This is a genomic window from Fictibacillus sp. 7GRE50 (genome assembly GCF_015903875.1).
GTDB classification, from domain to species: domain Bacteria; phylum Bacillota; class Bacilli; order Bacillales; family Fictibacillaceae; genus Fictibacillus; species Fictibacillus phosphorivorans.
The window spans coordinates 1-20,066 of the sequence record NZ_JACZDW010000011.1; the positions used below are offsets into that span (position 1 = coordinate 1).

Annotated in this window: 23 protein-coding genes; 22 read left to right on the forward strand and 1 reads right to left on the reverse strand. The window is 40.5% G+C overall.

Annotated elements, in window-relative coordinates; genetic code table 11:
• Positions 1 to 806 precede the first annotated feature (806 nt).
• The 11 genes from IHV12_RS21520 to rsmI all read left to right on the forward strand — a co-directional run bounded on the left by IHV12_RS21520 (position 807) and on the right by rsmI (position 8,482).
• Positions 807 to 1,001 carry a sigma factor G inhibitor Gin gene (locus tag IHV12_RS21520; protein ID WP_066390463.1) on the forward strand — a complete coding sequence of 65 codons (195 nt, stop codon included), beginning with the start codon at positions 807 to 809 and terminating at the stop codon, positions 999 to 1,001.
• Between the two features lie 120 nt (positions 1,002 to 1,121).
• On the forward strand, positions 1,122 to 2,546 hold the full coding sequence (locus IHV12_RS21525) for an aminotransferase class I/II-fold pyridoxal phosphate-dependent enzyme (RefSeq protein WP_197192192.1): 1,425 nt from the start codon (positions 1,122 to 1,124) through the stop codon (positions 2,544 to 2,546).
• A 12-nt stretch (positions 2,547 to 2,558) separates the two neighbouring features.
• Positions 2,559 to 3,203 carry a dTMP kinase gene (gene tmk, locus IHV12_RS21530; RefSeq protein WP_197192193.1) on the forward strand — a complete coding sequence of 215 codons (645 nt, stop codon included), beginning with the start codon at positions 2,559 to 2,561 and terminating at the stop codon, positions 3,201 to 3,203.
• Between the two features lie 15 nt (positions 3,204 to 3,218).
• A complete protein-coding gene (locus IHV12_RS21535; protein ID WP_066390471.1) occupies positions 3,219 to 3,548 on the forward strand; it encodes a cyclic-di-AMP receptor in 330 nt (109 codons plus the stop codon).
• 18 nt (positions 3,549 to 3,566) lie between these two features.
• Positions 3,567 to 4,007: a YaaR family protein gene (locus tag IHV12_RS21540; RefSeq protein WP_144704784.1), complete on the forward strand. Its 441-nt coding sequence runs from the start codon at positions 3,567 to 3,569 to the stop codon at positions 4,005 to 4,007.
• Positions 4,008 to 4,021: 14 nt separating this feature from the next.
• Positions 4,022 to 5,011 (forward strand): DNA polymerase III subunit delta', encoded by a 990-nt coding sequence (holB, locus tag IHV12_RS21545; RefSeq protein WP_197134518.1) that lies wholly within the window; start codon positions 4,022 to 4,024, stop codon positions 5,009 to 5,011.
• Between the two features lie 4 nt (positions 5,012 to 5,015).
• Positions 5,016 to 5,849 carry a PSP1 domain-containing protein gene (locus tag IHV12_RS21550; protein WP_197134515.1) on the forward strand — a complete coding sequence of 278 codons (834 nt, stop codon included), beginning with the start codon at positions 5,016 to 5,018 and terminating at the stop codon, positions 5,847 to 5,849.
• Positions 5,850 to 5,863: 14 nt separating this feature from the next.
• Positions 5,864 to 6,217, forward strand: a complete 354-nt coding sequence (gene yabA / locus IHV12_RS21555; RefSeq protein ID WP_197134512.1) for a DNA replication initiation control protein YabA — start codon at positions 5,864 to 5,866, stop codon at positions 6,215 to 6,217.
• Positions 6,218 to 6,596: 379 nt separating this feature from the next.
• Positions 6,597 to 7,346 carry a tRNA1(Val) (adenine(37)-N6)-methyltransferase gene (locus IHV12_RS21560; RefSeq protein WP_197134509.1) on the forward strand — a complete coding sequence of 250 codons (750 nt, stop codon included), beginning with the start codon at positions 6,597 to 6,599 and terminating at the stop codon, positions 7,344 to 7,346.
• Complete coding sequence (locus IHV12_RS21565) at positions 7,336 to 7,626, forward strand: GIY-YIG nuclease family protein (RefSeq protein WP_197134538.1); 291 nt, start codon at positions 7,336 to 7,338, stop codon at positions 7,624 to 7,626. Before IHV12_RS21560 ends, IHV12_RS21565 begins: the two co-directional genes overlap by 11 nt.
• Positions 7,598 to 8,482 (forward strand): 16S rRNA (cytidine(1402)-2'-O)-methyltransferase, encoded by an 885-nt coding sequence (gene rsmI, locus IHV12_RS21570; RefSeq protein WP_197192194.1) that lies wholly within the window; start codon positions 7,598 to 7,600, stop codon positions 8,480 to 8,482. Before IHV12_RS21565 ends, rsmI begins: the two co-directional genes overlap by 29 nt.
• 319 nt (positions 8,483 to 8,801) lie before the next feature.
• Here the strand turns inward: rsmI and IHV12_RS21575 are convergent, their stop codons facing one another.
• A complete protein-coding gene (locus IHV12_RS21575; RefSeq protein ID WP_066285380.1) occupies positions 8,802 to 9,086 on the reverse strand; it encodes an AbrB/MazE/SpoVT family DNA-binding domain-containing protein in 285 nt (94 codons plus the stop codon).
• Between the two features lie 716 nt (positions 9,087 to 9,802).
• On the opposite strand from IHV12_RS21575, the gene metG reads away from it, so the two are divergent.
• The 11 genes from metG (at position 9,803) to IHV12_RS21630 (ending at position 19,914) form a co-directional block, all read left to right on the forward strand.
• Positions 9,803 to 11,764 (forward strand): methionine--tRNA ligase, encoded by a 1,962-nt coding sequence (gene metG, locus IHV12_RS21580; protein ID WP_197192195.1) that lies wholly within the window; start codon positions 9,803 to 9,805, stop codon positions 11,762 to 11,764.
• A gap of 184 nt (positions 11,765 to 11,948) precedes the next feature.
• Positions 11,949 to 12,716: a TatD family hydrolase gene (locus tag IHV12_RS21585; RefSeq protein WP_197192196.1), complete on the forward strand. Its 768-nt coding sequence runs from the start codon at positions 11,949 to 11,951 to the stop codon at positions 12,714 to 12,716.
• 215 nt (positions 12,717 to 12,931) lie between these two features.
• Positions 12,932 to 14,149 carry a G5 and 3D domain-containing protein gene (locus IHV12_RS23000; protein WP_197192197.1) on the forward strand — a complete coding sequence of 406 codons (1,218 nt, stop codon included), beginning with the start codon at positions 12,932 to 12,934 and terminating at the stop codon, positions 14,147 to 14,149.
• Positions 14,150 to 14,336: 187 nt separating this feature from the next.
• Positions 14,337 to 14,900, forward strand: coding sequence for a ribonuclease M5 (rnmV, locus tag IHV12_RS21595; RefSeq protein WP_197134485.1), 564 nt, complete (start codon positions 14,337 to 14,339; stop codon positions 14,898 to 14,900).
• A 6-nt stretch (positions 14,901 to 14,906) separates the two neighbouring features.
• Positions 14,907 to 15,782 carry a 16S rRNA (adenine(1518)-N(6)/adenine(1519)-N(6))-dimethyltransferase RsmA gene (gene rsmA, locus IHV12_RS21600; RefSeq protein ID WP_197192198.1) on the forward strand — a complete coding sequence of 292 codons (876 nt, stop codon included), beginning with the start codon at positions 14,907 to 14,909 and terminating at the stop codon, positions 15,780 to 15,782.
• An 87-nt stretch (positions 15,783 to 15,869) separates the two neighbouring features.
• Positions 15,870 to 16,736, forward strand: a complete 867-nt coding sequence (yabG, locus tag IHV12_RS21605; protein WP_197134478.1) for a sporulation peptidase YabG — start codon at positions 15,870 to 15,872, stop codon at positions 16,734 to 16,736.
• 331 nt (positions 16,737 to 17,067) lie between these two features.
• Complete coding sequence (gene veg / locus IHV12_RS21610; RefSeq protein ID WP_066238125.1) at positions 17,068 to 17,328, forward strand: biofilm formation stimulator Veg; 261 nt, start codon at positions 17,068 to 17,070, stop codon at positions 17,326 to 17,328.
• Positions 17,329 to 17,460: 132 nt separating this feature from the next.
• Positions 17,461 to 17,643 (forward strand): small, acid-soluble spore protein, alpha/beta type, encoded by a 183-nt coding sequence (locus tag IHV12_RS21615; protein ID WP_197134475.1) that lies wholly within the window; start codon positions 17,461 to 17,463, stop codon positions 17,641 to 17,643.
• A 142-nt stretch (positions 17,644 to 17,785) separates the two neighbouring features.
• Entirely contained in the window at positions 17,786 to 18,649 is an 864-nt protein-coding gene (gene ispE / locus IHV12_RS21620) for a 4-(cytidine 5'-diphospho)-2-C-methyl-D-erythritol kinase (protein ID WP_197134536.1), read from the forward strand.
• Positions 18,650 to 18,709: 60 nt separating this feature from the next.
• A complete protein-coding gene (gene purR / locus IHV12_RS21625; RefSeq protein WP_144704810.1) occupies positions 18,710 to 19,540 on the forward strand; it encodes a pur operon repressor in 831 nt (276 codons plus the stop codon).
• Entirely contained in the window at positions 19,540 to 19,914 is a 375-nt protein-coding gene (locus IHV12_RS21630) for a RidA family protein (RefSeq protein WP_197192199.1), read from the forward strand. The genes purR and IHV12_RS21630 overlap by 1 nt, the downstream gene beginning before the upstream one ends.
• The last annotated feature ends 152 nt before the right edge of the window (positions 19,915 to 20,066 follow it).

Here is a 20,066-nt window from a genome sequence, read left to right on the forward strand (position 1 = left end):
GGCGCTTGGATCAGGCTGAGAGCGGTTGTCGAGATTTAGCGAACGGCCTTTATTTGTGTTTTTAGACTTAATTGAGGTCCGTTCCGACTTAATTCGCTCTCATTTTGACTTAATTTTTTTTATTTAGACTTAAATAGAGCTCTGATATACCCCACTCCGTATACTTCATAGATCAGTTACAACCACGAAATCCTCTCAAAACCCTCAAAATACGAAGAAGATGGCCAAAGCCATCTTCCACCTCCCGATATTCTTAAGAAAAAGCTCCAAAATCCATCCCAAAAGCCCCTCAAGCAGATCCCACAACCACCACCCAAGCCAAAAACCAACATAAACACCTCAGATGCCACACACAAAACCCCTAATTAGCTCTCCCTATCAACTCCACCGCACACAATTACGAGGTAAACTGCTTTTTATACGAGGTAATTCTGAATATATCCGTAAAACTTCATCATAATTCCGTAGATAAACATTTTTATCCGATTTTCGACAAGCATCCTTTACCAGCTAGGACGGCTACCCGTTACCACACACTATAACCTGCCCAAAACCCGCCAAACCCCTCAAAACTTCCCAAAAAGCAAATTATTTGCCTATCCAGCACATCAAATAGTTTTAAACCGCGTCACAGGGGGGATTAATGGACCATGAAGGCGCGAACTTGGTTTATTTTCATGAATTGAATGAAGACAGACACAACAAAGCCCAGAGTCTCATACATTTTATAGAGTATCCAAAATAATCTGAATAAACGTATATGAATAAATATTTCTGGCTATAATGGCAATTATGGAGGTGGAAGAATGAAAGCGACACGACAGTACGGGGAAATTTGTATGGTATGTGAAGAGAAGAAAGATCGAGGATTACACATTCTTCATCAGTTTATTTGCCAAGAATGTGAGCATAAAATTCTGACCGCGAAAACCAATGACGAATATTATAAACATTACTTATCACAACTAAGAAAATTAAAGTTAGTAAATGCGTCTTCATAAGAAAACAGGCTGTTCGTCAGCCTGTTTTTTTGTTGCTGTAAATTCGTAGGAAGGGAAACTGTGATAGAATAAAGATAGCAATCAAAGCAAAAAATGTTTGAAAAATAAAGGAATTATGTGATGAAATATGCACCGCTTTACGAAGCATTAATTAATCATAGTCGTACAAATAAATGGTCTTTTCACGTACCAGGACATAAGAACGGACACATTTTTGAAGAGAAGGCTAGAGCCCACTTTCAATCTGTTTTACCGTTTGATGTTACTGAGCTTTCAGGACTTGATGACCTGCATCACCCTGAAGGTGTGATCTTAGAGGCACAAGAGCTGTTGGCTTCCTACTACAAAGTGAAGCAAAGCTTTTTTTTAGTAAATGGAAGCACTTGTGGCAATCACGCCATGATCCTTGCATCGTTTAAAGATGATGATATCGTACTTGTACAACGGAACTGTCATAAGTCTGTGCTGAATGGATTAGAGCTGGCTGGTGTTACTCCAGTTTTTCTTCATACCGAAATGGATGAAGAGGGAGGATATCCATTAGGTGTGGATCTACTCACCATCAAACAAGCGGTTGAGAATCATCCACATGTGAAAGGTATCATTCTAACTAACCCTACTTACTATGGAATGCAGCAAGACATTCAAGAAATTGCTGATTTTATACATAGTTTGGGTGGTGTCGTATTAGTCGATGAAGCTCATGGAGCACATTTCGGATTAAAGGATATGCCGATCAGCTCGATACATAAAGGGGCAGATATGGTTGTGCAATCTGCGCATAAGACTCTCCCTGCACTGACAATGGGCGCTTATTTACATGTAAACAGCGAACGAGTGGATATTCACCGATTAAAACATGCACTGCAGTTGGTGCAGTCTAGCTCTCCATCCTATCTGATCATGGCTTCACTTGATCTTAGCCGACTATACCTTGAAAATTTGAGCAGTGTTGAGATCAAACGTATTTTGTCTCAATCTGAAGAACTAAGAATGTATATCGAGTCTCTTCCTCATCTTATGGTTATGAAAGCTCCAGGTCGTTATCAGCTTGATCCATTAAAGATTACCGTTCAGTCAGATAGGGAAATATCAGGATATGAGCTTCAGGAATTATTTGAAAAAGAAGGATTGTTTACAGAGTTGGCAGATGACAGAAATGTCTTATTTGTAATGCCGCTAGGTCCGCTAAATGATACGAAGGACTTGCAAAAGGTAATTAAAAAGATATCAGATCAGCTCGCTCGTTATGATACGAGACAACGAACGGATCAATCTCTAAAAGGGCTGTCGCCAGTAAGCAGATTATCACTTTCTTATAGAGAAATGAAAGGGTTACAAGCAAAACCTCAGTCGATAAAGGATTCAGAAGGAAAGGTTGCAGCAGAAGCTGTTATTCCCTATCCTCCAGGAATTCCGCTTGTTGCAAAAGGAGAACAAATTACTTCGAAACATATAGAAGAGTATTCTTCATTAAAAAAGAAGGGTGCTCGGTTCCAAGGAATTAACGAGGACCACGTGATATATGTTTTTGATCATAGGTAAGGGGCAGTAATTGTGAAAGGTTTATTTATAACTTTAGAAGGGCCGGACGGGTCAGGAAAAACAACACAGATCGAGAAGGTTGCTGAGTATTTACGAAAGCATCAGGTGGATTTTATCCAAACGCGTGAACCAGGCGGTACAAGTATCAGCGATAAAATACGAGCACTTGTCTTAGATCCAGAGCATAAAGAAATGCATGATCTAACAGAGGTTCTGCTTTATGCGGCTTCGCGTGCACAGCATGTACATGAAAAAATCATTCCTGCATTAGAGGAAGGAAAAGTCGTACTGTGTGATCGATTTGTGGACGCATCGCTCGCTTACCAAGGATTTGGACTTGGAGTTGGAGAAGAACGAGTGCTTCAAGTTAATAACATTGCAACGAGTGGACTTGTTCCCCACCGCAGTTATTTTGTAGATGTATCACCGCAAGTTGGAAAAGAGCGAATGAAAGCTCGCTATGGAACAGAGAACTTAGACAGAATCGAGCAAAAAGATCTTTCTTATCATGAGCGAGTGAGAGAAGGATTTGCTGAAATCTTTTCAAGACAAGCTGATCGAATCGTTCGAATTAATGGTGAACAGAGCCCTGATGCAGTGTTTGAAGAAATCGTAAAGGATTTAGATCAACTTTTATCGAATCATAAGAAAAAGTAGAGAGGGGCATTCGCCATGAAAATGATTATAGCCGTTGTTCAAGATAAAGACAGCAACCGACTGCAAGATGCGCTTGTTGATAAAAACTACCGTGCTACAAAACTCGCAACTACAGGAGGATTTTTGAAAGCAGGGAACACAACGTTTATGATTGGTGTGGAAGATGCTCAAATCGATGATGTTATGGAGATTATCCGGGAAAACTGCAAGAGCCGTAATCAGATGGTGGCACCTGTTTCCCCGATGGGCGGCAATGCAGATGCGTATGTTCCATACCCGGTCGAAGTTGAAGTAGGCGGGGCGACTGTATTTGTTCTTCCCGTTGAAAGCTTTCAGCAATTTTAAATATATTGAGGGGTTATTATGAAAATTGGCCAAGATATAAGACCCATTCTGGATACGAAACAAAACGATGGAAAGATCGGGAAAAAGCCCTCTCTTTCATTTGGTGAAGCGGTATCCAAACAAAGTGAGAAATTACATTCTGAACAGTTAACAAGACTGTTAGGTGATATAGAAAATCAAGGCAAGAGACTGCTACAATCACAAACGGTACGAGATCTGCAGCTATATAAAAACTTGGTTCAACGCTTCGTAAAAGAAGCCGTTGATTTCGGTATGCAGCTTAAGCAGAACAAAAGCTGGAACGAACAAGGAAGATCACGCACCCTTAAACTTGTAAAAGAAGTAGATGAACATTTGATACAGCTAACAGAAGCCGTTCTCAGTCAAGAGAAGGATTCGATCACTCTGCTTGATAGAATCGGAGAAATTAAAGGTTTGTTAGTTAATTTATATACGTAGTAGGTGAGTACGATATGGTGAGCTGGGAAGAGTGCAGCAAAACACAGCCTCGTGTTGTGAAATTATTAAAAAACAGTATACGAAAACAGCGCCTTGCTCATGCATATATTTTTGAAGGGGCTCATGGGACAGGAAAGATGGCTACTGCAACGGTTCTTGCTAAAACGTTTCTTTGCAGAAACAGTGAGGATGGAAACCCTTGTGAAAGCTGTCCGAACTGCAAGAGGATCACATCTGGCAACCACCCTGATGTGCATATCATCGCACCAGATGGCCAAAACATTAAGATCGACCAGATAAGAGGACTTCAAAAAGAGTTTGCATACAGTGGGATGGAGTCTTCGAAAAAGGTATACATTATTGAGCATGCTGATAAGATGACCGTTCAGGCGGCGAACAGCCTCTTAAAGTTTTTAGAAGAGCCAGGAAACGATACGATCGCACTTCTTTTAACAGAACAGGTCCATCGTCTGCTTGATACGATCCGTTCGCGAGCACAGACATTAACCTTTTCACCCCTTCCCCCACAAGGGATTTTAGAAAAATTACTACAAGACGATATTCCAAAACCGGTAGCCATGTTAGCGTCCTCTCTGACTTCGGATTATGCGGAAGCACTCGAAATTTGTAGGGAAGAGTGGTTTGCACAAGCAAGAGCCAAAGTGATACAATTAACGGAGGACTTGAGGCTCCGGCCTGATTACTGTCTTGTTGTACTGCAAGATCAGTATTTAAGTTTTTTTAAAGAAAAAGATCAGTTACGTTTAGCTTTAAACTTACTTTTGATCTGGTATCGAGATCTTTTATCTATACATTTATCAAACTCGGAAAACGTTGTGTTTTTCGATCAGCTTCAAGCATTAGAGCAGCAGGCTCTTCACACTTCGCAAAAAAAGACGGGTGAAGCCCTGCAAGCGATACTGACTGCTCAAGCTAGACTCAGGAGCAACGTCAGCCCCTTGATGGTGATGGAGCAGTTGGTTTTACGATTACGGGAGGGATAAAACCTTGTATGAGGTAGTGGGAATCCGCTTTAAAAAAGCGGGTAAAGTATATTATTTCGACCCCGGCGACCTTGAAGTGAAAAAAGACGCGTTTGTCATTGTGGAAACAGCGCGTGGAATAGAATATGGCAAGGTAGTTATCGATAAGAAACTAGTCGGGGAGAATGATGTTGTTCTTCCTTTAAAAAAAGTCGTTCGGCTCGCGACACAGAAGGACATTTTGTCTGTAGAAGAAAATAAAGCAGCCGCTAAGGAAGCGTTTCAAAGTTGTGAGGAAAAAATCATCGAGCATAAGCTGGATATGAAGCTTGTCGATGTTGAATATACGTTTGATCGTAACAAGATTATCTTTTATTTCACAGCAGATGGAAGAATCGATTTCCGGGAGTTGGTTAAAGACCTGGCTTCTATCTTCCGTACTAGAATCGAACTCAGGCAGATCGGTGTTAGGGACGAGGCGAAGATGCTTGGCGGAATAGGTCCATGTGGCCGAATGCTTTGCTGTTCAACGTTCCTTGGAGATTTTGAACCAGTATCGATTAAAATGGCAAAAGATCAGAACCTTTCTTTGAATCCTGCTAAAATTTCAGGCCTTTGCGGCCGTTTGATGTGTTGTTTGAAGTATGAGAACGACTATTATGAAGAAGCTAAAGAAGAAATGCCTGATGTTGGTGAAGAGATTATGACCCCTCATGGTGTTGGTCGCGTTGTCGGCTTGAACTTGCTAGAAAAGGTCATTCAAGTGAACATTCCTGCAATGGAAAGAACGACAGAGTTCACATTGGACGAGCTTGCTGCTGGTAAGAGAGAGGAATTATTCAGTCAGGCCACAGAGTAAAAGAGGTGGAATTCGTGGAAAAGAAAACTATATTTTCCCGCGTAGTACAGATGGAAGAGCAAATCACGGTGCTGTCAAAGCAACTGGAAGATTTCAAGACTCATTTGGCTGCACTAATTGAAGAAAACCACCATCTCGTGATGGAAAATGAAAATCTGCGAAACAAGCTGAATGCCGATCAGAAACGGAGTTCTGTTAAAAAGTCTGTAACCTCTAAAGCCAAAAAGGAACCCACTGATATTGGTGAAGGTTATGATAACCTGGCGCGGCTCTACCAAGAAGGATTCCACATTTGCAACCTTCATTATGGCAGTGTTCGTTCAGAGGGAGATTGTTTGTTTTGTCTTTCATTTTTAAATAAGAAATAAACGCCTTTCCAAATGGGAAGGCTTCTTTTTATATGGCAGTGTTTGTGCGTAACTAAGTCTGACTGTAATTGTGCGGCAGGCAGCGAACTCCTGAAAGGTGAACATTATTCATATCGGGGTATACGAGGGGGAGTAGCTTGCGGAATTTGTCGACGATTGTAGACTCGTGGATATACAGCAAAAACTTTTGGATTGAGAGCCAAAACTCGTGGATAAACGGCCGAAACTTCTGGATTGAAGCCAAAAACTTCTGGATTGGACGAGCAAAATACCCACCTAAGTATACATACATGACTAGTTTCAGGTTCAGTTTTCACAGCTGTAAATCAAAAAACATTAAAAACTCTACCTATTATATAGAAGAAAGAGAGGGAAGACTGTGAGTGATCTAATACAAGATGAACGGATTGATTTTTTAGTACACGAAGATTTAAAAATCATACAAAGTCCCTCTGTTTTTTCTTTTTCACTAGATGCTGTTTTATTAAGTCGTTTCGCATGGGTTCCGATTCAAAAGGGTAAGATTATTGATCTGTGTAGTGGTAACGGTGCAGTTGCTCTTTTGTTAAGCAAGCGGTCAAAAGCACAGATTACTGGAGTAGAAATTCAGGAAAGATTGCACAGTATGGCGACTAGGAGTGTAGCGTTAAACCATTTAGAGGAACAGATTCAGATGGACTTGGCAGATATTAAAGACGCTCCAGCTACATATGGTTATGGTTCGTTCGATGCCCTCACTTGTAATCCACCGTACTTCGCATCTGCACATGAAGAAGATTTTAATCAGAATGAACACCTGGCTATCGCGCGTCACGAAATACATTGTTCGCTAGAAGATGTTATCCGGGTAAGCAGCCAACTCGTGAAACAAGGCGGAAAAGTTGCTATGGTTCACCGGCCGAATAGGCTGATGGAAATTTTAGCTTATATGAGACAATATAAACTTGAACCAAAGAAGCTGCAGCTCATCTATCCGAAAGCAGGCAGTGAAGCTAACATGCTTTTAATAGAAGGAATGAAGAACGGTAAACCCGATCTGCACATTCTGCCTCCTGTAACGGTCTATGGGGAAGACGGCCAATACACCGAGCAACTAAAAAAGATGTTCTATGGCGAAGATGGAAAATAACAAGCACTATATATATATTCTGGAATGTAAAGACGGAAGCTATTACACAGGCTATACAAATGATATAGAAAAGCGTCTCAAAAAACATGAAGAAGGAAAAGGCGCAAAGTATACAAGAGGAAGAGGGCCTTTAAAGCTTGTCTTTCAAGCGGTCTTTTCTACTAAACAAGAAGCGATGCGCATGGAGTTTGCTGTAAAGAAGCTTAGCCGTGCTCAAAAAGAACGATTGATAAAAGAGGGAAGTGTTTCGTATGTGGCAGCAAAAGAGCTACAAGAATGATACAGATAGCGGCATGCTGTACTTAGTTCCAACACCGATCGGCAACCTGGAAGACATGACATATCGAGCGATTCGTATATTAAAAGAATCTGATGTGATCGCAGCAGAAGATACAAGACAAACAAAAAAGCTATGCAACCATTTTGAAATCAGCACACCTCTAACAAGCTATCATGATCATAATAAACAGCAGAGCGGGAAGAAGTTGTTAGAAGAATTAAAGAAAGGAAAACAGATCGCGCTTGTTACAGATGCAGGAATGCCTGGAGTTTCAGACCCTGGTTATGAACTAGTCGTTCAGTGCGTAGAAGAGCGCATACCCGTTATCCCGTTGCCGGGAGCAAATGCAGCACTGCCTGCCCTTGTGGCATCAGGACTAAATACTGAATTATTTACGTTCTACGGTTTTCTACCACGTGGAAAAAAAGAAAAAAAGCTAGAACTTGAAAATCTGAAACGATTTCCATCTACCCTTCTTTTCTATGAAGCACCACACCGTCTAAAAGAAACACTCCAAGCCATGAGCGTCGTACTAGAAAATCGAAACATCGCTGTCGTTCGTGAACTTACAAAAAAATACGAAGAGATCACTCGTGGAACCTTACAAGAAGTATCAGAGTTCTTTAGCCAAGGAGACACAGAAATCCGGGGAGAGTTCTGTTTAGTAGTAGAAGGCAGCGGCAATAAAGAGTTCGAAGCAGAAGACGAAGAACAATGGTGGGAACCCTTATCCGTAAAAGATCACGTCGAACACTACATCGAAAAAGGCGAAAAACCAAAAGAAGCCATAAAATTAGCAGCAGTAGACCGAAACGTACCAAAGCGTGAAGTCTACCAAGAATATCACGGGTTGTAGGCGATAAGGAAGAGGGTCATAAAAAGCTGAGCTTACAATCATCAATAACAGCCTAAGAATGCTTTATCTTTTTTAAGGTTGTTGTTTTATATCTTTTATTTCTTCATTGAAAAGTTGATTGAAGTGCAAGGTGCGAGACTCCTGCGGGACAGGTGGGCAGGTGAGACACTTAAACGTGAAACGTTAAGAATGTGGCTCACCGCCTGCCCCGCGGAAAGCGAGCACCTGAAACGGAAATCAATCACTTTCAAGAGCAACGAAGATTAAACTTAAACAAAGGAAAAGAGCCTTCTAAAGCGAAGGCTCTTGTTTTTTAGGCTTATTTTGATGTTTGAAGTTGCTTTTGAAGCTCGTCCATTACTTCTTTAGCACCTTCACGGCTAAGGATGATCTTTCCGCCTGCAACTGTGTAGTTATCATCTGAAACTTCACCAGTTACTGCGCAAGTCATGTTTGGCTTGTATTTCTTAAGGATGATGCGGTCGTCATCAACATAAATTTCTAAAGCGTCCTTCTCTGCAATTCCTAAAGTACGGCGTAATTCGATTGGAATAACGACACGTCCTAGTTCGTCCACCTTACGTACAATTCCTGTAGATTTCATAATAAAATCTCTCCTCTCAAATATATAAAAGATTTCCCTATCTATTTAAATCGTCAGAATTCGACAAAATCCTACGAGAACATCTTACCAAGATTTCCAATTGTCGTCAATAGTTTTGACTTAAACATTTTATTATCTTTTACCATTGAATTTACTAGACTATACCCATATTATCATACTTCCAAAACCCTGAATTGGAAGATATATTCATATATTGTCATAAAAAATTCAAGAATGTGTAAAAGATGAAAAAAATTAACTGGAAATATCGCTAAAATAATACGTCAAATTTCGACAAAACTAACAACGAAAAAATACTATCCAATTTTCCTTTTCGTCCATCAGCTAGTATGCCTTGACACGCTTTCCATGCATTAGGTATATTTTGAAGGAAGAAAAGAGAATAATGAAAGTATTTACATAGAAATCTTTCGCTTACTTTTTTACTTTTATGTCCTAATGCAAACAGTTTCTTATAATATTGTAAAAAGATACATTTCCCGTTACAGTTATATTTTTCCTAAATTAAAGAACAAGTAGTCCCTATAAATGGAGGGACTTTTTTTCCACTATCAGAAAGTGTAACTTGTTAGCACGATGTTTTTAGACATTGGACAAGTTTAAATAGTACAAGCGTAACTAAGGCTGACGCGAAAGATTTGGCGTCAGCCAAGTTTTCTTTACTATAAGGTTATTATTTTGAGGAGGCGGCGAGAATGGCGAAACCAACATTCTATATTACTACACCTATTTATTATCCAAGTGGCAAACTTCATATTGGTCATGCATACACAACAACAGCTGGAGATGCGATGGCTCGATACAAGCGTCTTAAAGGTTTTGACGTTATGTATCTAACAGGAACGGATGAGCATGGTGAAAAGATTCAAAAGAAAGCAAACGAACAAGGCCTTCATCCTCTAAAATACGTAGACGGCATTGTTGATGATATTAAGGCGCTTTGGAAAAAGATGGACATCTCTTATGATGATTACATCCGTACAACAGAGGACAGACATAAGAAATCTGTCGAAAAGATTTTTCAGCAGCTTCTTGATCAAGATGATATCTATTTAAGTGAATATGAAGGATGGTATTGTACGGATTGTGAATCCTTCTTTACAGAGCGTCAGCTTGAAGATGGAAAATGTCCAGATTGCGGTCGTGAAGTAAAGAAAGTTAAAGAAGAAAGTTACTTCTTCCGCATGAGTAAATATGCAGATCGCTTATTAGCTTATTATGAAGAAAATCCTTCATTTATTTTCCCAGAGTCCCGTAAGCGTGAGATGATCAACAACTTTATCAAGCCTGGGTTAGAAAATCTGGCTGTATCACGTACTTCTTTTGATTGGGGAGTAAAAGTTCCAGGAAATCCGAAGCATGTGATCTATGTGTGGATCGATGCGCTGTCTAACTATATTACGGCACTAGGATATGGCAGTGATAACGAAGAGAAATTCAAACAGTATTGGCCGGCTGATGTTCACTTGATGAGTAAAGAAATCGTTCGTTTCCACACGATCTATTGGCCAATCATGCTGATGGCGTTAGATCTGCCTTTACCGAAGCAAGTTATTGCACACGGATGGCTACTTATGAAAGATGGCAAGATGTCTAAGTCCAAAGGAAATGTAGTGGACCCTAATGTTCTGATCGACCGATACGGATTAGATCCACTTCGCTACTACTTGCTTCGTGAAGTTCCATTTGGTTCAGACGGGGTGTTTACTCCAGAGAGCTTCGTAGATCGAGTAAATGCTGATCTTGCAAACGATCTAGGCAACTTGCTAAACCGTACGATTGCGATGATCGGTAAATACTTTGATGGAGAGATCCCTTCATATGAAGGAAAAGTAACTGAGTTTGACGGAACACTTCAAGAGTTTGCGTTAGAAACAGTTAGAAAAACAGAAGAAGCAATGGAAAAACTCGAGTTCTCCATCGCGCTTTCAACGATTTGGCAGCTAGTCAGCCGTACGAACAAATATATTGATGAGACTCAACCATGGGTATTAGCGAAAGATGAGGCTAAAAAAGCTGAACTCGGAAGTGTTATGTATCATTTAGCAGAGTCTATCCGTATTGTTTCTGTGTTGATCCAGCCATTCATGACAGAAACGCCAGCGAAGATCTGGAGTCAGTTAGGTCTTACTGACAATAGTCTTACAGAATGGGATTCTCTAAAAGAGTTCGGTGCAATCCCTGCGAAAACGAAGGTTGAGAAGGGTGATCCGATCTTCCCTCGTTTAGAGACAGAGGTAGAAGTAGAATTTATTAAAAATTCTATGGGGGGCTCTTCTGCTCCTGTAGCAGAAGAACCGAAGAAAGAGGAAATGCCAGCTGCTGACGAGAAACCAGAAATCTCAATCGATGATTTTATGAAAGTGGATCTACGTGTAGCAACTGTAATTGAAGCAGAACCTGTGAAGAAAGCAGATAAATTATTAAAGCTTCAATTAGATCTAGGCTATGAAAAGCGTCAAGTAGTGTCTGGCATTGCACAGCACTACAAGCCAGAAGACCTTGTGGGACAAAAAGTGATCTGCGTAACAAACTTGAAACCAGTTAAATTACGTGGCGAACTTTCTCAAGGAATGATCCTGGCGGGATCTTCTGATGGTCAGTTAACACTAGCTACTGTTGACCCGTTACTTCCAAACGGTTCAAAAGTAAAATAAACACAAAAAGCGGGGAGCATTTCCCCGCTTTTTTGTCATTTTTAGTCCATTTGGCAGTCATTCCCTGTAATTTCACTGTCAAAGATAGGACTTTTAACCTACGTTGTAACTAACTTGTAATGCTACTGTTACCCGAATGAATGGAAAATGTGATAAGATTTGTAAAGTTGAAAGGATGTACACTATGTTTGACACACACGCACATTTAAATGCTACACAGTTTGAAGAAGATCGCGAAGCAGTAATTCAGCGAGCGTTAGATGAAGGTGTAACACATATTGTTGTTGTTGGTTTTGATCGTGAAACCATTGAAGGTGCGATGCAACTGGCAGAGCAATACGACTTTATCTATGCTTGTGTAGGTTGGCATCCAGTAGATGCGATCGACATGACGGATGAAGATCTGGATTGGATTGAAGAACTAGCAGCACACCCAAAAGTTGTCGCCCTTGGCGAAATGGGACTGGATTACCATTGGGACAAGTCGCCTGCAGATGTTCAAAAAGAGGTATTCCGACGCCAGATTCGACTTGCTAAAAAAGTGAAGCTTCCGATTGTTATTCATAACCGTGAAGCAACGCAAGATGTTGTAGACATATTGAAAGAGGAAGAAGCCCATGAAGTTGGCGGTATCATGCACTGCTATAGCGGTAGCATAGAGGTTGCACGTCAATGCATGGATATGAATTTTTACATAAGCTTTGGTGGACCAGTAACGTTCAAGAATGCAAAAAAGGTTAAGGAAGTCGCTGTTGAAATTCCGATGGACCGGCTCTTGATTGAAACAGATTGTCCTTATTTAAGCCCTCATCCGTTAAGAGGGAAAAGAAATGAACCATCTTATGTAAAGTATGTCGCAGAAACACTTTCTGAATTAAAAGATCTTCCACTTGAAGACATCATAGAGAAAACATCCGACAACGCGTTCCGAATTTTTAACATGAACCGATAGGGGATGTTGTCGGAAACTATCAAAGCATAAGAAATATCGCGTTAATCTTTCAAGAATTGACAAAAGGTAAAGGAAATTTGTCAAACGGTTTTCCTTTATTTTTTTCTTCTTTTCCGCTCATAATGGCCTTGGGTCAATTCATGGCGAAAAGGAGGGTGATTTGACAGAGAGAAAAAAGATATTTATAATGCAGTCCTTGTAGGGGAGGAAAATGAATGAATAGGAATATTACAGCTTTGTTCTCACGTTTCACGAACAAGAAAGTATATCTTTCGATCGTTGCTCTTTTCGTCTTAGCCGTAACTTGTGGCTTCGTAGGTTATGAAACTACGAAAGCTGACGTAATGCTAATCCAAGACGGAAAGAAAACAGAAGTGAAGACGCATGCTAACACAGTTAGAGAACTATTAAGCGAACAAAACATAAACATAACTCAACATGATTCAGTTAAACCGGGTCTTGATGCCAAGGTGACTGACAACATGAAGATTGATTATTTACAAGCAAAAGAGATCAACCTTACCGTGAACGGCAAGGAAAAAACGATATGGACGACAGCGAAGACTGTTGAACAATTCGTTCAAGAACAGCAGCTAACGTTAAAAGAGCATGATTCTATTAAGCCAAATCTGACTGCTGATATTAAGGATCAAGGAACGATCCAAATTGAATCAGCATTCCCGGTTAAGCTTGTTGTAGGCGGAAAAGCTCAGCAAGTTTGGACCACTTCGACTACCGTCGCTGACCTTTTGAAGCAACAAAAGGTATCTTTAGGTGAAATTGATCGAGTAACACCTGCAAAATCAGATAAAATTACTGGCAAAACGCAGGTTGAAGTCATCCGAGTAGAAAAGGTCACCGATGTAGTGGAAGAAGAAACACCGTTTGCTGTTGTTAACCGTAAAGATAGCGGGTTAACGAAAGGTAAAGAGCGTGTCGTGCAAGATGGAAAAAAAGGAAAACGTGAAAAGCGCTTTGAAGTTGTTATGGAAAATGGCAAAGAGATTTCCAGAAAACTGATCAGCGAAAAAACGTTATCAGATAGCTCGGATAAAATTGTTGCTGTTGGGACGAAGGCACAGCCAAAGCCACAGCCTGTTGTATCTCGTAGCCAATCCGCATCTGCATCAAGCAGTTCTGGCGGGCGAGAAATAACGGTAACAAGTACAGCTTATACAGCTAATTGTGCTGGTTGCTCAGGAATTACGGCTACTGGATTTAATTTAAAATCTAATCCAAATGCGAAAGTTATCGCAGTCGATCCTAGTGTGATTCCGCTTGGCTCAAAAGTGTATGTTGAAGGATATGGATATGCCATTGCTTCAGATACTGGGGGAGCAATTAAGGGTAATAAGATTGACGTATTCTTTTCTTCACAGTCACGAGCAGAGTCTTGGGGAAGAAAATCAGTTAAAATTCGCATCATTAATTAATATTAAGAGCATGGGGAAAAATCCCTGTGCTTTTTTTGTGCGCGGGACAACCAGAAAACAAACACCCTCAATACTGTAGAGACCTAGACTTTCTTGACGCCTGGGGTATACTAGTAAAAGATGTTTTGTCGTTCAATACATTAGACGTTGCAATACCTAAAAAGGTTTCACCGTTTTGGAGGAAATCATGAAAAAGATTAAAGAAATTATTGTAGTCGAAGGAAAAAGCGATACGCTTGCCATAAAACGATCTGTATTAGCAGATACAATAGAAACAAATGGTTCAGAAATTAGCATAGATACATTGAATCGCATCAAAAGAGCACATGAGACTCGAGGAATCATTGTTTTTACCGATCCGGATTTTCCAGGTAAGAGAATTCGTGAAATTATTTCGGAGTATGTGCCGGGATGTAAACACGCTTACTTAGAAAAGGCTGACGCGATTGCTAAGGGCGACAAAGGTGTCGGTGTGGAGCATGCATCACGAGAAGCCATAGTGGAAGCGCTCGAACATGTTAGAGAAGAACTCTTAGAAGTGGAAGATGAGATGATCTCATGGGAAGATCTGATGGCTGCAGGATTAACGGGCGGTCCTGATTCCAAACATAGACGTGAAGTGATAGGACGAGAGCTGCGGTTGGGTTATATGAATGCAAAACAATTACATAAACGTCTTAATATGTTCAGAGTCACACCAGAGGAATTTGAGCAGGCGTTAAAGGCGCTTTATAGCAATGAGGAGGAATAAAAACATATGAGAAAAGATATATCGACTCCGCAATCGACGAAAGCCATATTGGAGAAGCATGGCTTTACGTTTAAAAAGAGTCTAGGTCAAAATTTCCTGATCGATCGTAATATCTTGAACAATATCGTAAATGTGGCAGACTTAACAGAGGATTCAGGGGTCATTGAAATCGGCCCTGGAATCGGAGCATTAACGGAGTTTATTGCGAGATCATCAAAAAAAGCGGTAGCATTTGAAATTGATCAACGCCTTCTACCTATATTAGAAGAAACATTAGCGCCCTATCCACATGTAGATGTCATCCATTCAGATGTCTTAAAAGCGGATATACATGCTGTCATTAATGAACACTTTGAAGAAGGACAAGATTTGATGGTTGTCGCGAACTTGCCTTATTACGTTACAACACCGATCATTATGAAGCTTCTTCAAGACAAACTTCCGATTCGAGGAATCGTATGTATGATCCAAAAAGAGGTTGCAGACCGTCTTGCAGCTTCGCCTGGGACGAAGGACTATAACTCGTTATCTATCGCCATCCAATATTACGCAACAGCTGAGACGATGATCAAGGTACCTAAGACCGTTTTTGTACCAGCTCCAAATGTTGATTCCTCTGTCATTAAGCTGACGCTTCGAAAAGAACCAGCAGTTTCCGTAAAGGATGAAGATTTCTTCTTTCATGTCGTAAGATCATCTTTTGCACAAAGAAGAAAGACGCTTTGGAACAACCTAACAAGCCAGCTCGTTCCAAAAGATAAAAAAGAAGAGCTGCAAACGATCCTAGAATCGATCGATATTGATCCGAAGCGTAGAGGAGAAACCCTTTCTATTGAGGAATTTGGAAAATTGGCAGATGCTCTTTTACCTCTTGTAAAATAAACCTCATTTTTCCCCCGTCTCTCACATAACCTTATAAAAGGAACAGAGGGAGCTATGGAGCTTGTTACTCCGAATAGGGGGAGTAAAATGAAACTAGAGATTGGATCAATTGTAAGCCGAAACTCTTACAAACGAGATTTACTATTTCGAGTTGTAGGATTCAGTGAGGATCGAACGATTGCTGAACTCGCTGGAGAAGAGCTCAGACTATGGGCAGATGCTCCTGTCGATGACTTATTTGTCGTTGATGACAAGCATATGTCTGAACATAGGCAAGTTGAAAAAGAAAAAGAAGAGTCTTCATTAAAACTATTCAGACAGGACTACTATTTATTAAGGCAAAAGAGAGAGTATTTATCGACGAACGGATATCAATATGATCAATCCTACTTTGAGCTTCCTGGTAGAGTACTTCATATTGACGGAGACCCTTTATACTTAAATAAATGCTTGGAGCTTTATAAAAAGCTTGGGGTGCCTGTGTATGGCATTCATATGAAGGAATCAGAGATGCCTGAAAAAGTCCCTGCGCTCGTAGATGAGGTAAGGCCTGACATCCTGGTCATTACGGGACATGATGCGTATATGAAGTCAAAAGGCGATGTATCTGATGTAAATGCCTATCGTCATACGAAATATTTCGTTAGAACCGTTCGTGAAGTGAGAAGAAAATATACGCACCTAGACCATTTAATGATCTTTGCAGGTGCTTGTCAGTCTCATTTTGAATCCTTAATAAAGGTAGGCTCTAATTTTGCCAGCTCACCCGCTCGTATTAATATCCATGCGCTCGATCCGGTCTATATTGTCTCTAAGATCAGTTTGACTTCTTTTATGGACCGTGTAAACGTCATGGATGTCCTCCGGAACACCTTAACAGGCAAAGAAGGATTAGGCGGTGTCGAAACAAAGGGATTCCTTAGAACAGGGATGCCGATAAAAGGAAAGCCATGAACCGTCAAACTCCGAAACATTTCGGAGTTTTTTTGCGTTGAAAATCCAACTGAAGCGAACGTGAAAGATGCTTGGCTGCAACGCGCTTTCTGTCGTTTTTTTGAAAAGATAAATAAAAGAAATTTATATCAAAAGTGCCCGAATTAAACAATTATTTGTAAGAAATACTCATTTTATACATAATGTACAGGAAATTTGGCATACTAAAAAAAGCAAAAAAAGGATATTTGGTCATTGACATGAAAATGCTTTGCTTGCTATAATAAAAATTTTAATTTGACAAAAAAACACGATTTGTGTTATAATTTGTCTAAGTGAGGTGGAGCCTAAAATGGGTAAAACAATAGTGGACATTAGACGCTCTTTAGAGTCCAACGTGGGTAGAAGACTTTCTTTACGTGCGAACGGTGGTCGACGCAAAACAATCGAACGACTTGGAACACTGGAAGAAACATACCCGGCAGTTTTTATTATCAAATTAGATCAGGACACCAACGCTTTTGAACGTGTTTCTTATAGTTACGCGGATGTACTCACAGAGACAGTAGAACTTACATTCTTAGAAGATACACAAGCAGCAATCGGGCAGTAAGAATCTTTACTGCTATTTTTTTTACTTGCTGGTTGTGATCGGCATAATAAATACATATAATCAGCATCATCACGTAAGATAAAACCCCTTTTGGAGATACTATGATGTATCGCATATGAAAGGGGTTTTCTTATGGGACGAAGAAAAAACGGAATGATGTCTGAAGGTTTAAAGACAGAAATCGCAAAAGAACTTGGTTTTTACGATACGGTCCAGCGCGAAGGCTGGGGCGGAATCCGCTCTAAAGACGCAGGAAACATGGTTAAACGCGCTTTAGAAATTGCTGAACAACGCTATAACAACGAAAACAGATAAATATGCGGTAGTTACAACCGGAGGCCATTGTGTCTCCGGTTTTCCTCTACAGAGATGGTTTGATTTTTTCTATATTTCATTCCACATACTGTGTTACTATTAAAAATATCAAAATTGTGCAAGATGGTAGGCAGGGATAATGATGACAATTAATAAAGTATCCATTAAAGCTCCAGCAAAAATTAATCTCTCTCTTGATGCTTTGCGTAAAAGAGAAGACGGATTTCATGAAGTGGCTATGGTAATGACAACGGTAGATCTAGCTGACCGGATCGAACTCACTTTATTAGAGGCAGATGAAATTAAAATTGAAAGTTCAGGTGGGTTTGTTCCACTCGATGAACGCAATCTTGCGTTTCAGGCAGCATTGCTTTTAAAGAAAACATTTAACATTTCAAAAGGTGTCTATATACATATATCAAAGCACATCCCTGTTGCAGCTGGCTTAGCTGGTGGAAGCAGTGATGCAGCGGCTACTTTAAAAGGGCTCAATGAACTTTGGGGACTAGGTCTGTCACTAGATGAAATGGCTGAGCTTGGTGCGAAGATAGGTTCAGATGTTTCTTTTTGCGTGTACGGAGGAACTGCATTAGCGACAGGTAGAGGTGAAAAGATTCATCACATCTCCTCGCCACCGCCATGTTGGGTGCTTTTAGCTAAGCCGCCGATCGGAGTCTCAACAGGTGAAGTGTATCGTAACTTAAAACTTCAAGGAATCAAACATCCTGATGTGGAAGGGATGGTTAAAGCCATTGAAGAGAAAGATTATGATAAGATCTGCAGCCTTTTAGGAAATGTTCTAGAATCGGTTACGCTCAAGATGTATCCGGAAGTTAAACATATTAAAGAACAGATGATGCGACTCGGGGCAGACGCTGTTCTTATGAGTGGAAGCGGACCGACTGTATTTGGGCTGTTTCAGCACGAATCTCGCCTCCAAAGAGTGTACAACGGTTTAAGAGGTTTCTGTCATGAAGTTTATGCTGTTCGTTTATTAGGGGAATGATTGATAAAATCCGTATAAAAATGGTATATTATCTTCAAACATTCGGTTTTGGAGGATAATATGAAATTAAAAAGAAGCGGAAGAATGGTAGATTTAACAGGTTACCTTCTTCACCATCCCCACCAACTCATCCCTTTGTCTTATTTCGTAGAACGGTACGAATCGGCTAAATCATCTATAAGTGAAGATCTTGCTATTATTAAAGAACACTTTGAGCAACACGGTTTAGGACATGTTCAAACGGTCCCTGGTGCGGCCGGCGGTGTTAAATATATTCCAGGCATAGACCAAGCAGAAGCTGAAGAAACAGTTAAAGAACTCGTTGAGTTGCTCGAAGATCCGAGCCGTATCTTACCTGGAGGATATTTGTACGTAACAGATATCATCGGAAACCCAAGATTGGTGAACCAGATCGGCAGGCTGTTCGCATCTGCATTCTCTTCACGAAAAATAGATGTCGTCATGACGATTGCTACAAAAGGGATTCCACTTGCTTACGCAGTAGCGACACATTTGAACGTTCCTGTAGTCGTTGTTCGAAGCAACAGCAGGGTAACAGAAGGATCTACCGTAAGTATCAACTATGTTTCGGGTTCAACAAAACGCATCCAGACGATGGCTCTGGCGAGAAGAAGCATCAAACAGGGCTCACGTGTACTCATCATCGATGACTTTATGAAAGCGGGCGGAACGATCAAGGGAATGATCAGCTTGATCGAAGAGTTTCAGGCGCACATTGAAGGAATCGGTGTACTCGTTGAGGCGCAAGAGGTTTCAGAACGACTTGTAGATGATTATGTTTCCATTGCACGACTTGCACAAGTGAACGAAAAGGAAAATCGCATCGAAGTGGAAAAAGGTAACTACTTTCTAAACGGAGGTCAAGCGTGATGAAAAAAATTCATACAGAAGAAGCACCGGCAGCAATCGGCCCTTATTCTCAGGGGATTATAATCGACAACTTATTCTTCAGTTCAGGTCAGATTCCTCTTACGAAAGAAGGCGTCATGATCGACGGAGATGTGAAGAAACAGACCCATCAAGTGTTTCAAAACCTGCAAGCGGTCTTGAAAGAAGCGGGATCTTCTCTTGATCAAGTCGTGAAAGCAACGGTTTTTATTAGCGACATGAACGAGTTTGCTGATATTAATGAAGTATATGGTCAATACTTTAGCGAGCATAAGCCAGCACGATCTTGCGTAGAAGTTGCGTGTCTCCCTAAAGATGCAAAAGTAGAAATCGAAGTAATCGCACTTACAAAATAAGTCCCTCTGGGGCTTATTTTTTTACCTTTTTTTAATAGGTCCCTTTATGTAGCAACTAGGAGACCACCGCTCTTTAATGGCTTGAGGGTATAGGGATGCCTTTTAGTTGTGGAAATCTGTAAACTCGCCGGAATATATGAAAATATCGCTGT